The organism is Shewanella sp. NKUCC06_TVS (genome assembly GCF_019345515.1).
GTDB lineage: Bacteria > Pseudomonadota > Gammaproteobacteria > Enterobacterales > Shewanellaceae > Shewanella > Shewanella oncorhynchi.
On the sequence record NZ_JAHKQX010000007.1, the window covers coordinates 126,569 to 142,603 of the forward strand.

General features: G+C 48.2%; 9 protein-coding genes. 5 read left to right on the forward strand and 4 right to left on the reverse strand.

What is annotated here, in order from left to right:
- Window positions 1-26 precede the first annotated feature (26 nt).
- Both KO531_RS09835 and rapA read right to left on the reverse strand, forming a co-directional pair.
- A complete protein-coding gene (locus KO531_RS09835) occupies window positions 27-929 on the reverse strand; it encodes a DUF3530 family protein (RefSeq protein ID WP_219251040.1) in 903 nt (300 codons plus the stop codon).
- 206 nt (window positions 930-1,135) lie between these two features.
- A complete protein-coding gene (rapA, locus tag KO531_RS09840; RefSeq protein WP_219251041.1) occupies window positions 1,136-4,042 on the reverse strand; it encodes an RNA polymerase-associated protein RapA in 2,907 nt (968 codons plus the stop codon).
- 406 nt (window positions 4,043-4,448) lie between these two features.
- Here rapA and KO531_RS09845 point away from each other — a divergent pair, with 406 nt between their 5' ends.
- The 3 genes from KO531_RS09845 to KO531_RS09855 all read left to right on the forward strand — a co-directional run bounded on the left by KO531_RS09845 (window position 4,449) and on the right by KO531_RS09855 (window position 12,322).
- On the forward strand, window positions 4,449-5,843 hold the full coding sequence (locus tag KO531_RS09845) for a PhoH family protein (RefSeq protein WP_105250289.1): 1,395 nt from the start codon (window positions 4,449-4,451) through the stop codon (window positions 5,841-5,843).
- Between the two features lie 215 nt (window positions 5,844-6,058).
- A complete protein-coding gene (locus tag KO531_RS09850; RefSeq protein WP_113939159.1) occupies window positions 6,059-9,775 on the forward strand; it encodes a response regulator in 3,717 nt (1,238 codons plus the stop codon).
- 138 nt (window positions 9,776-9,913) lie between these two features.
- Complete coding sequence (locus tag KO531_RS09855) at window positions 9,914-12,322, forward strand: zinc-dependent metalloprotease (RefSeq protein WP_219251042.1); 2,409 nt, start codon at window positions 9,914-9,916, stop codon at window positions 12,320-12,322.
- A 20-nt stretch (window positions 12,323-12,342) separates the two neighbouring features.
- Here KO531_RS09855 and KO531_RS09860 read toward each other — a convergent pair whose 3' ends face one another.
- On the reverse strand, window positions 12,343-14,151 hold the full coding sequence (locus KO531_RS09860; protein ID WP_113939157.1) for a protein kinase: 1,809 nt from the start codon (window positions 14,149-14,151) through the stop codon (window positions 12,343-12,345).
- 249 nt (window positions 14,152-14,400) lie between these two features.
- On the opposite strand from KO531_RS09860, the gene KO531_RS09865 reads away from it, so the two are divergent.
- The gene (locus KO531_RS09865; RefSeq protein ID WP_105250285.1) at window positions 14,401-14,742 is read left to right on the forward strand and encodes a hypothetical protein; all 342 of its coding nucleotides are present in this window, start codon (window positions 14,401-14,403) and stop codon (window positions 14,740-14,742) included.
- A 102-nt stretch (window positions 14,743-14,844) separates the two neighbouring features.
- A complete protein-coding gene (locus KO531_RS09870) occupies window positions 14,845-15,501 on the forward strand; it encodes a thiopurine S-methyltransferase (RefSeq protein ID WP_219251043.1) in 657 nt (218 codons plus the stop codon).
- A 256-nt stretch (window positions 15,502-15,757) separates the two neighbouring features.
- On the opposite strand, the gene KO531_RS09875 is transcribed toward KO531_RS09870, so the two are convergent.
- Window positions 15,758-15,949: a bacterioferritin-associated ferredoxin gene (locus tag KO531_RS09875; protein WP_076498521.1), complete on the reverse strand. Its 192-nt coding sequence runs from the start codon at window positions 15,947-15,949 to the stop codon at window positions 15,758-15,760.
- Window positions 15,950-16,035 lie beyond the last annotated feature (86 nt).

Consider the following 16,035-nt stretch of genomic DNA (forward strand, 5'->3'; position numbering starts at 1 on the left):
GTCTGAATTAGCTTGAATCGCCGTTTTTACTGCGTGCCGCTCATTCGGGCAGAAAAGCCTTTAATCGCATTTAAGCAATTCTGCCATGCGCTCTCGTTATCTAAATTGAGCGCTAGGGTAGTTTGGCGATAGTTAGGGCTTTCTAAGGTCACCGCGAGTTTTTTGCGATTGTCGGCAGTCTCCAATGAGGCTGGGTGACCGTCTGGCGATTGAATATCTAAAATGGGCAGCGTAAGTTTTGCCAGTTGCTCCGCGAGTGCTTGATTACGCTGTTCGTCTTCTCGATAGGGATTGATGACGATCAGCACATCAGGGTCTGCAATCTTCTTCTGGCTTAATAGGCTAATCAATAATCCTGCACTTTGGTCGGCGGTGATCAAAATACGTTTTCCCGCATAATCTGCACCGACGGCATCTAACTGTGACATGCTTTTGACGAGAAAATCTTCCTGCTCTTGCTGATGCTTGCTGTTATCTTCGGGCTTGATTTTAGGGCTTGGTTTGTTGGACGGTGAGCTTAATTGCGCGGCGCCAGGCGAGGTCACTTCAGTGGCGGCGGTGGCAAAGTTAGCTGCGGGCATTTCAGTTGGCGGAGTTAAACTTAAGCTGGCCCAACCAGCAGGATTGATATTGCGGCGTACAAACGCCATCAATCCAGGCGCGTCTGCGGTACCATTGGTGGCGGGCAGGATTATCGCCGCACCAAGTTTCTTTTTACCTTCCCATGGTCGCACTAACAAATCGTAGGGCTGATTATCAATCGTGATTTGTTTAATTTCATTTGTGGGTAGATAGCTGTGATTCGACTTTTTGGCACTGATTTCGGCTGGCGCAGATGTTGGCGGAGTTGTTGTCGTGTCTGCCGCGTAGGTAGCGATGGTTGTGATGCCGAGAATGAGGCAAAAGAGGAGTGAAAGAATGCGCGGCATAGAATTGATAACCACCTGTGTAGTCTCATAAATTCATCAGTGTTTGAGTATAACCTGAACAATTACCAAAAAGTGAATTTTCCTCGCCAAAGAATTGCACCTGTCATTTAGTATAAAAAGTCACTTGTAATCGAAAGCCACAGGGCACAAAAAAGCCCAACGCTGAGGCTGGGCTAATTGATGGAAACCTGCTGTTCCGCTTGGGTCTATACGTGGCTAACGAGGACCATACGGATCGCATCGAGTTGTAACTGGCTGGCATCTAGATAAGTGTTTAACTCTTGCATCTGATTGCGCAGGTATTCCAATTCTTCCTCACGGATATTGGGGTTCACCGCCTTGAGTGACTCTAAACGATCAAGCTCTGCGCTCAGTTGCTGAGTCATTTTCTCTCTGGCTTGGGCGACCATTTCATCGACAACCACTTGAGCATATTCTTCACCCTTAGCAAATAGCGGATGCAAAATAGGCTGAGATGCCGTGACTAACTTGCCGCCAATGTGACGATTCACCGCGCTTAATTGCTTATCGAAACTGGCGTAATCCACTTTAGCCGATAGATCGTTACCGTTTTTATCCAGCAACACGCGAATGGGTGTGGGCGGTAAATAACGGTACAACTGGCTCGACTTAGGTGCAGAAGCATCGGCCATGTAGATGAGTTCTAAGAATAAGGTGCCTGCTGGCAGGGCTTTATTCTTTAGAATTGCGACGCTGGTGGTGCCAGTTTCAGAACCTGTGATCAGATCTAGCCCCGTTTGCACCAGCGGATGCTCTTGGGTGATCAGCGCAATATCATCGCGTGATAACGCTGTGTCACGATCAAAGGTCACTGTTACGCCATCTTCTGGCAAGCCAGGATAAGTTGGGAACATCATGTGCTCACTCGGGCGCAGAATAATCGAGTTTTCACCCTTATCTTCTTGATCAACACCGATAATATCCCACAGACGGATCACTGAGCCGATTAAATGAGTATCACCGTCACTTTGGGCAAGGCGGTTGACGATTGCCAGTGCCTTCTCGCCGCCGTGTGAGTTGATTTCCAGCAGCTTATCGCGGCCTTGCTCCATGGCGTGCTTGAGTTCTTTATAACGGCTCTGGGTGTGATTGAGCAGGTTTGTCAGCTCATCGCTGTCATCACCCACAAGCACGTTTAATAGATCCTCGGCAAATTCACTGTAAAGCACATGACCACTCGGACAAGTGAGTTCAAAGGCATTTAGCCCTTGGTGATACCACTGCATCAAACGTTCTTGGGCAGTATCTTCAAGGTATGGCAAGTGAATTTGGATATCATTTTTCTGGCCGATACGGTCTAAACGACCGATTCGCTGTTCCAATAGATCGGGGTTTAGCGGCAGATCGAACAGCACTAAGTGGCTGGCAAACTGGAAGTTACGGCCTTCAGAGCCAATTTCAGAACAGATCAGCGCCTGTGCGCCGCCTTCCTCTTGGGCAAAGTAAGCGCCGGCTTTATCGCGCTCGATAATCGACATACCTTCGTGGAATACCGTTGCTTGAATCCCTTCGCGGGTACGCAGGGCTTCTTCTAAGCTCAGGGCGGTTTCCGCTTGGCTGGCGATGATCAGCACTTTTTTGCTACGGTGGGATTTTAAAAACTCGATTAACCAATCCACACGGGGATCGAACTTCCACCAACTGGCGCTGTTATCTTCAAATTCTTGATACAGTTTTTCAGGGCTTAGGGCTTGCGCCGCTTTCGCCTCTAATGACTTGTGTCCGCCCATCATGCCGCTGACGCGTGCGGCAGTTTGATATTGATCTGGCATGGCATGGGGATAAGCGTTAAAGAAACGCTTTGGAAAGCCTTTTACCGAGGCGCGGCTGTTTCGGTATAACACGCGGCCAGTACCGTGACGGTCAAGTAATTCTTGCAGTAATTCGCTACGGGCGGCCTGTTGTACTTCGGCATCAATACCGTCGGCTTGGATTAAACGAATACTTGGGCTGATATCTTTCTCGCTCAGTAATTCGGTCAAGCTGTTGATGGCGGCATCGGGTAATTTAGCGTTGCCAGCTAAGGCTTCGGCGGCAATGGCGACGTCTTTATAACTGTCTTCTTCAGCTAAGAAAGCATCGTAATCGTAGAAACGATCCGGATCGAGCAGACGCAAACGGGCGAAGTGACTTTCATGGCCAAGTTGATCCGGCGTTGCGGTTAACAGCAAAACGCCTGGGATGACTTCGCTTAATGCTTCAACCACTTGATAGGCGCGGCTTGGCGCTTCTTCGGTCCATTCTAAGTGGTGCGCTTCGTCAACGACTAACAGATCCCAATCGGCATCAAGAGCTTGATCTAGACGTTTTTTCTTACGCAGTAATTCGAGTGAACAAATCACTAACTGTTCTGTGTAGAAAGGATTGTCATGATCGGCATAGGCTTCCACACAACGGTCTTCATCGAATACCGAAAAGCGCAGATTAAAGCGGCGCAGCATTTCCACTAACCACTGATGGCGCAGAGTATCGGGCACGATAATCAGAATGCGTTCGGCGCGGCCGGTCAGCAGTTGTTGGTGAATAATCAGACCCGCTTCAATGGTTTTACCTAAACCCACTTCATCGGCCAGCAATACCCGCGGCGCATAGCGACGACCCACTTCATGGGCAATCCACATTTGATGCGGAATAAGTCCAACACGTGGACCTTGCAGACCAAGCAAATCCGATGAGGCCAGTTTATGGCGCAACATTTGGCATTGATAACGCACACCAAAACGGTCGAGGCGATCGATTTGGCCAGCAAATAAACGGTCTTGGGGTTTGTTGAAACGAATATTGTGGTTCAGCAGGGTTTCACGCAGGGTAGCTTGCTCGCCTGTCTCACTGTGAATGCCGTGATAGATCACTATCCCGTCTTTCTCTGTCAATTCACTGACCGCAAGGCTCCAGCCTTCATGGCTTTCAACCGAATCGCCGGGATTGTATATAACGCGTGTCAGAGGGGCTTCTGCTCGGGAGAACATGCGGTTCTCACCCGTGGCAGGGAATAATACAGTGACCATACGGCCTTCTACTTGAACCACAGTTCCTAAACCAAGCTCTGACTCGGTATCACTTATCCAACGTTGACCTAAGGCGAACGGCATCTTAAATTCTCATTTCTAGGCGGACTCTAACAAAGGGCGCGTATGTTATACCAATACTCGTGATATTTAAATCGCCCTCTCACCCGTTAGAGCCTAATTCCCAGAGTGCTAGATTACAAATTGTACAAGCGACAAAATTGTCATGCCAGTACATGAAACTGTCACGCTAATGTCACATCCGCGGTTATACACTGCTTCGAGTCTGTAAGGTAAACAATGGTTGCTGTATTGTTATCTCGTGAGTTTGGTGCCAATATCAACTTAAGGTTTAAGTGCGAGTAAAGTGCTATCAACTTGAACCTTATGATCATTCTTTGCCATATGCTTAGCCAGTAATAGGAGCCGTGTAACTTTTATTGAGACTCAAAAGTGTGTTTAAACTTTAATGAAGCACTCTGGAGGCGCCATGGAACAAGACGACAGAAAGTTGTTTGTACTGGATACCAATGTGTTACTACATGAACCTTTGGCGATCTATTCGTTTAAAGAGCACGATGTGGTCATTCCGATGACAGTGCTAGAAGAGTTGGACCAGATTAAAGATCGAAAGAGTGATGTGAGTCGTGATGCTAGGGTTGCTATCAGGGCATTGGAAGATACCCTAGGCGGTGAAACTACCCCTGAGCAGATTATCAATGGCGTCCCTTTACCCAGCCGAGAGGGTCATGCCGATGCCGTCGGTTCGCTCTCAATTTTCCCTGATCACCTTGTCGATTTTACCTTAGGCGCACTGCCGGGAGATGGAAACGACAATCGCATTATCAACACCGCCCTACATCTGCAAAATCTGCATCATCCCCGTACCGTTGTCTTAGTCACCAAAGATATCAATATGCGCCTTAAAGCCAAAGGTGCGGGTATTCAATTGGTTGAGGATTATCGAACTGACCAGTTGATCGATGATATCCGCTTCCTCAGTAAAGGCTTTTACCAGTTTGAAGGTAATTTTTGGGAGCACTTGAACAAGGTCTCCACCGAGCGCCACGGTAGACATACAGTGCATGAAGTACCGCTCAAAGACCTCGAAAATGATAATTTCTATATCAACCAATATCTTATCGACACAGAGTCTGATTTTTGCGGTCGTGTTATCGAACGCACAGACACCCATTTACATATTTTAGATTTAGGCCGTGAGCGGGTGAAAAACCTCGAGGCATGGGGTGTTAAACCTAAAAACGTCTATCAAGGCATGGCACTGCAGGCGCTGCTCGATCCCGATATCGATCTGGTGATCTTAACCGGCCCTGCGGGTTGTGGTAAAACCTTGCTGGCCATGGCTGCGGCGTTGGAACTGGTGGTCGAGCGTAATCGCTACGACAAAGTGATTGTCACCCGTAACACCCCTGAAATCGCCGAATCTATCGGCTTCTTGCCCGGCACGGAAGAGGAGAAGATGATGCCGTGGCTGGCCGCCATTACTGATACGCTCGAAGTACTGCATAAGAATGATGTGAATCCCACGGGCAGCATGAATTACATCATGGAGAAGGCTAACATTCAGTTTAAGTCGATAAACTTTATGCGCGGGCGGTCGATCCAAAATTCCATCGTGCTACTGGATGAATGCCAAAACCTCACGGCCTCGCAGATCAAAACTATGATCACCCGTATGGGCGAAGGCACAAAACTGATTTGTTGCGGTAACTTAGCGCAAATCGACTCTAACTACTTAACTGCTGTTACCTCTGGTTTAACTTATATTGTCGAACGTTTTAAAGACTTTGAAGGCAGTGCCAACGTGTATCTGAATGGCGTGGTGCGTTCACGCTTAGCGGAATACGCTGAAGAGCATCTGTAAAGCAGGTCAGTTTAATTTAGGGTAATGACTAAGGCCTCTGATAGGGAGGCCTTAATTTTATGGAGTAGTAGATTTTTAATCGACTTATCAGTGGTATGAGTAGGCTTTATCTGACAATTATTTTATGTGATTGGCAGTTCCTTCCTGCTACTATATGGAGCTCATAGTTTTTGCCGCCGTAGGCTGAAATTAAGCGCTGCAATCAAGGGTAGTGGATGAAATCGAGTGAGCCGGATCTCCAACTAAAATCGCCGATCCAGAAGAACTACAACCGTGCCGTTTTTTATACGTACATCGGCGTTATCGTCATGTCTTTGTTGACCGCATGGATGTTTTTCGACCGCCAAAAAGCACAGCAGATGGAGCAGCGTGAAGAGCAGGTTCAGCGCCATGTATTGCAAATCGATTTGCTACTTGAGTCGAGCATTAGAGCGGTAAAAAGCTTACGCAACGTTGCTGTGGATCATTTACGTTTGGGCGAACTCGTACGTAAAGAACGCTTACCCCAATACGGTAAATTCAACGAAAGCGGCCAGTATTTTACCTTAGAACCTAGCTACGCCCAGAGCGGTGAGCCTTTTACCAACATGGGTAGGATTACTGGTGCGGGTTCCCTCGACGGCCGCGACGACAAGTTCTATCAAGAGCTTGAGATGTTGTTTGAGCTGTCACTGTCATTCCCCGTCGCCAAAGAAGCCGCCCCGAAAGCCTCGGCTATCTATTACCTGTCGAAACGTAGGATCATGTCCTATTTCCCTTGGTCGAATGACGATCAACGTTTTAGGGACGAATTACTCAACAAGAAACAGTTCCAATACGCCACCCCAGCAATGAATCCGCAGCGCAGTGTATTTTGGAGTGAAGCCTATGTTGACTCCACGGGCAAAGGCTTATTGACCACTTTAGGTGTGCCCGTTTATTTGGATGATGAGTTCATTGGCTCAATCAACTTAGACATGACGCTTGCCTCGTTAGCGCGGCAAATTCGGGTCTACTTTAAGATGCCAGGCACAGTGATTTTGCTCGACCAACAGAACAATATTTTATCCCACAGCGATTTTGATAGTTCAGATATCAATCGGGTCTATCACATCAGCCAACGTATTCCCTCTGAGCTGCATTCTTTACCTGAGTCGGAATTGTTCGATGCCCACGACGGCATCATTCGTAACGGCTATTACATCCATTCGGTTGCCCTGCATAACGCGCCTTGGCGTTTACTGTATTTGCAGGATGAAGACGACCTATTCCAAGACTCGTGGGAAAAACTGCAGCTGACCTTTATTTTAGTGGTTATCGCCCTGTCAGTGTTGGTGACCATAGTGCATTGGCAGACGCGCCGCTCTTTTGTGAGTCCAGCCTCGCGACTACTGTCGCACCTTGAGGGCTGCTCCCAAGAGCCGCGTAAACCACCAGAGAAAATCACCCGCGGCTGGGAACCTTGGTTCTTGCTAGTGAGTCGGATTTTTGAGGAAAACAAACAATATACCCACCATCTGGCCGAACAGAATAAGCGGCTCGATAAGCTAGTGGCGCGGCGTACCGAACGCTTAAAAGACACCACAGAGCGGCGTGAGCGCGAATATGCGCTACTGCGATCCCTGCTTGACTCGATTCCTGAAGCGATTGTCTTTAAAGATAAAGAAGGCAACTATTTAGGTTGTAACAAGGCGGCTGAACGCATGCTGGGTTACACAGAGAGCGAGATGATAGGTTTATCATCTGAGGATCTGACCTCGCCTGAAATGGGCATACGTATCCGCGCCGAAGACGAACAAGTCTTAAAAGATCGCACGCCGCTGCGCTACCAAGAAAAGGTCGAGCTTGCGGGTAAACCTGTGCTGCTTGATACCCTCAAACTGCCTTTCTACAATCGCCGCGGCGAACTGCAGGGATTGATTGCCGTGTGGCGTGATGTGACGCGGGAATACGAATCCGCCGAACAATTACGCCTGTCCGAAGAGCGTTATCACTTAGCTATGGATGCGGTGGAAGATGGCCTGTGGGACTGGTATTTAGACTCTGAACAGATCATTTGTAACCCAGCCTATTATTCTATGCTGGGTTATAAAACCAATGAATTCCCAGCTTTAGTATCGACGATTGATGAATTATCCCACCCCGACGATCGTATTCGCGTCGAGGAATACCGTGCTCAGTATCTTGCTGATCCCGTCGGTGCTTTCGAAATTGAATTCCGTATGTTAGGTAAAAATGGCGGCTATCACTGGGTGTTATCCCGTGGTCGTGTGGTGGAGTTCACCGCCGAAGGTCAGCCCAAACGTATGCTTGGTACCCATAAGGATATTACCCGCCATAAGAGTAACGAAGTGGCGTTGCTGGAAGCCAAGCAAGACGCCGAACTCGCTAACCTCTACAAGAGTGAATTTTTGGCCAACATGAGCCATGAGATCCGCACGCCGATGAACGCCATTATCGGTATGTTGCAGTTGGCGCAGCGTACTTCGTTAACGGCGCAGCAGAAAGATTACCTCGAAAAAGCCGGTTTCTCGGCGCAATCGCTGCTGAGGATCATCAACGATATTCTCGACTTCTCTAAAATTGAGGCGGGTAAGTTGGAGCTTGAGCGGGTGCCGTTCCCGCTGGATAAAGTGCTCGATCACGCTCTGGATCTCAATGCGCTCAAGGCACAGGAACAAGGCGTCGAGTTACTCTTATATGCCCCAGTGACGGCGGGACTCATTCTTAAGGGCGATCCGCTACGTTTAGGCCAAGTGCTGATTAACCTGTTATCGAATGCGGTGAAATTTACTCAATCTGGCGAGATTGAGCTCGGCTGTGAAGATGTCGGCGAGCGGGATCATCGGATTACCTTGAAGTTCTGGGTGCGCGATACGGGGATCGGCATAGGTAAAGATCAACAGGATAAGTTATTCGATGCCTTCGCCCAAGCCGACGGTTCGACCACCCGTAAATACGGCGGCACCGGCTTAGGTTTATCGATCAGTAAGCATCTGGTGTCTATGATGGGTGGCAAGATGCAAGTGCAGAGTGAGCTAGGGGTTGGTAGTACCTTTAGCTTTACCATCAGTTTTGAAATTGCCGAAGCCGCTAAGATTGAGCCTTTGGTCGTGCCGGAAAAACTTAATAGTCTACGCACCTTAGTCGTTGACGATAACCCGACGGCACTGCAAATCTATTCGACCTTGATGCGAGATTTCCACTTCGACGTCGATACTGCCGCCAGCGGCGCAGAAGCGCTTTATAAACTGTCGCGGGCACCAATCGATCTGTTATTGCTCGACTGGATGATGCCAGAAATGGACGGTAGCGATGTGGTCAGTGCCATAGATACTATGGTCGCCGAAGGCCGCTTAGCGAAACGGCCTGTGATTATCATGATGACTGCCTATGCGGCAGAGCCCTTGCAGCATGAAGTCGATAGTGCCAATGTGTTTGCCGTACTGCAAAAACCGTTTAAGGCATCGAGTCTGTTCGATGAGATCATTGCCGCCTTTGCCGATGAACCGAGATTGAATGTGGTTCAGCCTATGGTTGAAGTTCAAGTTGAGGAAGGGGAGCACACAGGTTTAGTGCTGCTGGTGGAGGATAACTTTATCAACCAGCAAGTGGCCACTGAACTCCTTAAGAGCGCTGGCTACGAAGTGGTGCTGGCCGACAATGGTCAAGTGGCGCTGGATACCATCGACTCGCGGCCGTTTGATGCTGTGTTGATGGATATTCAAATGCCAGTGATGGACGGGTTAACGGCCGCAAGGGCATTGCGTGAGCGTTTTAGTGCCGATGAACTGCCTATCATTGCCATGACAGCCCATGCCATGTCGGGCGACAGGGAAAAGAGTTTAGCGGCGGGGATGAATGCCCACATCACTAAACCCATAGTGCTCAACGAATTATTTGAAACATTAAATCACTGGATCAAACACAAGAACCAGCATCAGAATCGTTAATTTATTTGCTCGGGGCCAGTGATGGCCTCGCGTTATTTACTTTAAATCAATCGCTTGAGATAAGCAGTCATCAAAGATGCTTATGACATAAATGACTTAATAAGGTAAATAACGCAGCCAGCCGAATCAGGAGGAAAGATGAAACCCCAAAGTGTAGCCTTAGCTTTATTTATAGCGCTGTTAGGATTTCCCACCGTTACGGTCGCGGCAGCCGCGCCTAGCACCAAGATCATTAAGCAGGGCCAAGAGGCGAAAGGGTTTCTTAATCTCTATTACGAGGAGTCTGAGGGAGAGTTATATCTTGAGGTCAATCGTTTAAATCAACCTTTTATCTTAGTTACTAGCCTGCCACAGGGCGTAGGCTCAAACGACATTGGTCTCGATCGCGGCCAACTGGGTCAGACCCGTATGGTGCAGTTTGAGCGCCAAGGTCCCTATGTTTTACTCAAGCAACTCAATACTCAATATCGTGCGAATACCTCTGATGCCGCCGAGCAAAGAGCGGTTGAAGAAGCCTTTGCCGATTCTGTGTTATGGCAAGGCAAAGTGATTGAGGGCAAGCCAGATTTGGTAGCGATTAACGATCTGGTGCTCAATGATTTACACGGCGTGTCTTCCGTATTGCAACAAACAGAGCAGGGCAATTATCAGCTCGATTTGAGCCGTTCTGTCATCTTACCCAAAGGGATTAAATCCTTTGAGAAAAACGCCGATGTGGATGTGCAACTGACGTTCAAAGGCGATGTTGCTGGCGCGCAGGTCGCACAGGTAACACCCGATGGCACCTTAATGTCGGTGCGGATGCGTTATTCCTTTGTTGAGCTGCCTGATACCGACTATCAGCCGCGGGCTTATCATCCTATGAGCGGTTATTTGTCCGATGAGTATCGCGATTATGCCACGCCCTTTAACCAACCTTTAGTGCAGCGTTTTATCCTGCGCCACCGTTTACAGAAAGTGCATCCAGGCCCAGCGCCAAGCGAAGTCGTTAAACCTATTACTTATTATCTCGATCCTGGTGTGCCAGAACCTATACGGTCGGCGTTGCTCGATGGCGCGCGCTGGTGGGAGACGGCTTTTACTCGCGCCGGATTTATCAACGGCTTTAAAGTTGAGTTATTACCTGTAGATGCCGATCCGCAGGATATTCGCTACAACATGATCCAATGGGTGCACAGGGCGACGCGGGGTTGGTCCTATGGCGCCGCACTGACCGATCCTCGCACCGGTGAAATCATCAAGGGTCAAGTCACGCTCGGCAGTTTGCGTGTGCGTCAGGATTACTTGATTGCTAAAGGCTTAACCGCAGGCTGGCAGGATAGAGTGGCGGCCGAGAAAGCGGCGACAGCCTTGTCGCTCGCGCGTATTCGCCAACTGGCAGCCCATGAAGTTGGCCATACCTTAGGGCTAGATCATAACTTTGCCGCTTCGACCAATCAGGATGCCTCTGTGATGGATTATCCCCATCCGAAAATCCAGTTGAAGGGCAATGATATTGATATTTCAGCACCTTACACTACAGGTGTTGGCCCTTGGGATGATTTTACTATCGCCTATGGTTATAGCGATCAAGGTGATGCCCGTACCCAACAAGCACTGCAAGTCGACTTGCTGGCCGATGTGGCGAAACGTGGCTTACGCTATATTGGTGAGGCCGATTCTCGCCAAAAGGATGCGAGTCAGGCCTATGCCAGTTTGTGGGATAGTGGTGACGATCCGATCGATCAGCTGGGTAAGTTAAATAAAATTCGCACTAAGGCGATTGCGGATTTCTCCAGTGCGGCCTTGTTACCCAATGAGCCACTGGGCGAGCTAGCCGATGCCTTTGCACCAATTTATTTGCTGACGCGTTATCAAATCGATGCGGTCGCTAAGTTTATTGGCGGCACTGACTATAACTATCAATCTATTGGTGAAGGCAGCCGCTGGAGCTATATTGCGCCGCAGTTGCAGTTAACGGGCTTAGACGCGCTACTTAACACACTCGATGCGGCGAGTTTAACTGTGCCGCAAACCTTGCTCGACAGTTTAGTGCCAAAGGCGGGGAATTATCATGTCACGCGGGAATCCTTCGATTCAGGTCTAGGTGCTATTAACGATCCTCTTGGTATGGCTGAAGTGTTTAGCCGTCATACCGTGAGCTTGCTATTGATGCCTAAACGCTTGAATCGTGTCAGCCAAGCATCCATGGCCGATAGCGAGCAGTTATCGGTGACGACATTATTGGATAAGTTATTCGCGGCGACCTTGTATCAAGAGGACAAGCTCGCGCTGGTCGAAGGCGTATGGATGCGAGTGAACGCTGTGGTGATTGATGAAGTGCTGGCAACGCTGCACGATCCTCAAACCTCACCAGAAGTGAGGGCTGCGATTAACGATCGCGCTCAGTTTGTGATTAAGCAATTGAAAGCGAAGTCGAATCGAGCGAATGTGAGTCTTGCGGCGCACTATACTTGGTTGCAACAGGGTCTTACTGCGGGTTTGACCGATGCTAAGGTTAAGCTTATTCCTAAGCCGTTAACCTTACCGCCGGGATCACCGATTTAATCCGATGAACATAGGCGCCATTAGGCGCCTATTTCTTTTGGATTTTTCGGATAAAAGTGATCGGCTTTACGCTCTAGATGAGTAAAGCGGCGGGTGTTTTTGTAGGGCAGTTTCATAAAGCCCGATACGCCGTGACCTTGGATTTTTCCGACATGATGCAAGATGCGATCGAGGCTCGCGCGAAACGCCGCTTGCTTACGCGGATTGAGCAGTTTCAAGTAACTGTGAATTTTTAAGTGATTCGGCAGCGCCTCAAAAATGATGCAGCCTGTGTGGTGAATTTGGTTGATGCGGGCTAATTCTTCCATGATTTCATGGGGTAATTCGAGGTTCTCATCGGGATCTTTACCGTCTTCAAAATAAGAATGTAACCGCGACTTATCTTCTAAGGTGGGGACGTCACCGACTTCGAAGGGCAACTGCAGTGCGGCACTGGCGACAAAAGGCTCGCTGGTGTCAGCTCGTTCGATATGCAGTGTGTCTTTGGCGTTAAAGAAACAGGCCTTAAACACCCCTATACGTTTAATTCCCCGCGCGAGATCCACCATATTGTTGACTGCAATGATTAACGCACTTTTTTGTTTTGCATCGTAAATCGCAAGATTGGAGTCGATAAACACGCCGGTTTCCTGCCAATGAATAGCCAGACCACCCACGATCGGATATTGCGCTAAACGACCCACTGCGGCGATAAAGCCTTTTTCGGTATCACCCATGCCCGCGAGGAAGTTGCGGTAATATTTTTCGAGCTGAATATCATCCATCTTAGCGATGGGATCTTGGGCGTTGTGTTCCTTTAAAAAGGATTTACGCGAACTGTAGCTGACGGTTTCAACATCTTTGTCGCGGGATTGTACCCAAACAGGAATTTCACCCTGTAAATCAGCTTTGGGCAGTTCAGGTAAGTGCAGTCTGTGGCTGTGGCGCATACTTTTTAAAAAATAATCGCCGGCGATATTACGCTGCTCAGGATCTGTGCTGAGCATGCCCTCTAAGGTACGGGCTAATTCTATCGGTAAGCCAATGCTGGTGGGCGAGATCACTTGTGCACCGAAGCGGCTTGCTTGCCCAGAGGCGAGGGCATACAGAGTCGCGGCAACTCCTTGCTCGTCAAAGCGCGGGCTGGAGAGTGCTCCATTGAGTTGCTCTTCGCCGATAAAATACACATCACCCATGCGGGCGTTGGTATGTTGTTGATCGCTAGACATTAACGCCATCACATTGTCTTCGACGGGTTTGTTATGTTCATCCCGCTGCGCAAATACCGCTGAGCCCCAATCGATTAACGATAAGTGTTGTTGTTCAATATCGTAAACCAGATTTGAAGGTTTGATATCGCCGTGCACTAAAGGCTTGCCCGTGCGCAGGTAATACAAGATATCGGCGAGTTGGCGGGCGATGCTCATGACCATAGCGGTCGGTAGGGCGCCCATGCGGCGGCAAAGTTGGTCGAGATCTTCCCCTTTTGCCCGTTCCATCACGAGTATTCCCTGCTTACCTACTCGCTCAAATTTGATCGCCCCTGGCACATTAGGGTGCTTGAGTAAGGAGAGCATAAAGGCTTCTTCTTCGAGCCGATCTTGAATGTGTTGTGGCAGATTAATCCGTGAAAACTTAAACACATGGGCATCGCCCGCTTGATTGATACCCGCAAAAACGAAACCGTAGGCGCCTTTACCGACCAATTCGATATCGGTATAACCTAATTTGCTCAGCTGTTGTTTACAGAGGCGGATCCACGCCTTGTGTTTACGGGCATCATTGGCTTTGAGTAAGTAAATGGATTGCTCTTCAGAAATATAAAAATGCTGCAGCTGAGGTGTTTGCAAATTGTGCTCCTTGTTTTGTTCATTTAACCAGTAAGCGGGGGAGATAATCAAATAGCGGGTGGCATTATTTTAGTATTTTGAATGGCATTGATGATCAGCGTCAGGCGCGGTTTACCTATACGATCATTTCGTCACTGACTTTGACTTACATCAAATTAAATCCTCGCGACTATAGGTAATCTTTGGGGCATTAGATGGAATCAATTTTTGTTAATTAACCCACAGACAAAGTGCAGCTAAGGAGGGCGTATGCCCACCCAATATAAAGCCTTGTTGATCGAACTTTTGGAATATCCGCGTAAGCGTATTTTACAGTCAATGGAAGTGACCCATTGCCCGCATGCGGTATTTTTTAATGATAGAGACGAGCAATGTTTAACGTGTCATCAGGGCATGGAATGTATCTGGATGAACCAGAATGACGAGCTGGTGGCTGTGAACGAAAAATCGATTGCCGAGTTAAAACAGCAGTTGTTGATCGCCGTGGACTTTATCGACTCATCTTTAAGCCCACATCATTTATCACGCCGTCAATGCCAATGCGATAACTGTGTTTGGCTGCGTAAAGTGCAAGCCACGTTAGATCAGTAAGTTAGTCTTTACATTGCTGAGTTTGCCGAATGGCAGGAGGCTTTGCATCCACTTTAAAATGTCATTAGAGTAAGGACAACATTAGCGAATAGAGATAAACCCATGGAACCCGGTTTTTGGCATGAAAAGTGGCAGCAGCAACAGATAGGTTTTCATCAGCAAGACATCAATCCTTTCCTCGTTAAGTATTGGCAGCAGCTTGCATTACCCGCAGACACCCAGGTTTTTGTGCCCTTATGTGGTAAGTCGCTAGACATGTGTTTCCTTGCAGAACAGGGGCATCAGGTCATAGGTTGTGAGTTGAATGAATTGGCAGTACAGCAATTTTTTAGCGATAACCAACTCGAGATGACGCAAACTGCCGTGGGTGAACACCAGCATTATCAAACTGAACAGATCAGCTTGTATCAGGGTGATATTTTCACCCTACCTAAGGCTATCACTCAAGACGTGACGGCATTTTATGATCGCGCGGCTTTGATCGCATGGCCAGAAAGTATGCGTGCACAATATGCCAAGCAGTTAGCGAGCTTATTACCTAGCGGCAGTGTCGGTTTATTAGTGACTTTAGATTATCCGCAAGAATCCCTTATCGGCCCACCTTTTGCGGTATCCCCTACTTGGGTAGAGCAGCATCTGAGTGAGGATTTTGATATTGAAGTATTAGCGTCGCAAGATGTGTTGGCCGACAATCCCCGTTTTATTAAGAAAGCCGTGCCTTGGCTTAATGAAGCGGCCTATTTGTTGAAACGTAAGTAGGCTTGACTCGGAAGTTGGATCTGTAACCCCATTGAATTATTCGCGGCTTTCGAGCTTGGAGTTCAGTGGGGCTTGTCATTAAAACATCATATCTAAAGATTAGGCTGGCAAGGCTATTTAAAGGTGAATTGACAGATAGAAGACTTGGTTGCCGCTGGATTTTTGGGATTAAGTTTGCTTGAGTCGGCGTGTATTTAACTTGTCGGAAGTTTGTTGGTGAGTGAGTTACCCTTTACCACGCTATTCGCGATGAACTCTATGCGACTTCGTAATAATTAGGCTCAAGTTCTAGTTGATTCTGAATGATCTGCACTGCCATTCTGGCGCATTTACCACATTGATCGGCAACACCTAAGCGCTTTTTTACGTCAGCAAGCGAGCTATCGCCCTGGCTTACTGCGTTTTTAATTTGCGTATCAGTGATCGCATGGCAAAGACAAACGTACATATATTAGTCTCCAATCGAATTGCGCTAATTCTAAATGAAAACGCTTATCAAATGCAATCATGTTTTTTGGGTGATTTTCATACTTT

What these genes read in the sequence shown, in the direction of transcription:
- KO531_RS09835 (WP_219251040.1), bottom strand. Translation starts at nt 929, where the DNA reads ATGCCGCGCATTCTTTCACTCCTCTTTTGCCTCATTCTCGGCATCACA.
- rapA (WP_219251041.1), bottom strand. Translation starts at nt 4,042, where the DNA reads ATGCCGTTCGCCTTAGGTCAACGTTGGATAAGTGATACCGAGTCAGAG.
- KO531_RS09845 (WP_105250289.1), top strand. Translation starts at nt 4,449, where the DNA reads ATGGAACAAGACGACAGAAAGTTGTTTGTACTGGATACCAATGTGTTA.
- KO531_RS09850 (WP_113939159.1), top strand. Translation starts at nt 6,059, where the DNA reads ATGAAATCGAGTGAGCCGGATCTCCAACTAAAATCGCCGATCCAGAAG.
- KO531_RS09855 (WP_219251042.1), top strand. Translation starts at nt 9,914, where the DNA reads ATGAAACCCCAAAGTGTAGCCTTAGCTTTATTTATAGCGCTGTTAGGA.
- KO531_RS09865 (WP_105250285.1), top strand. Translation starts at nt 14,401, where the DNA reads ATGCCCACCCAATATAAAGCCTTGTTGATCGAACTTTTGGAATATCCG.
- KO531_RS09870 (WP_219251043.1), top strand. Translation starts at nt 14,845, where the DNA reads ATGGAACCCGGTTTTTGGCATGAAAAGTGGCAGCAGCAACAGATAGGT.
- KO531_RS09875 (WP_076498521.1), bottom strand. Translation starts at nt 15,949, where the DNA reads ATGTACGTTTGTCTTTGCCATGCGATCACTGATACGCAAATTAAAAAC.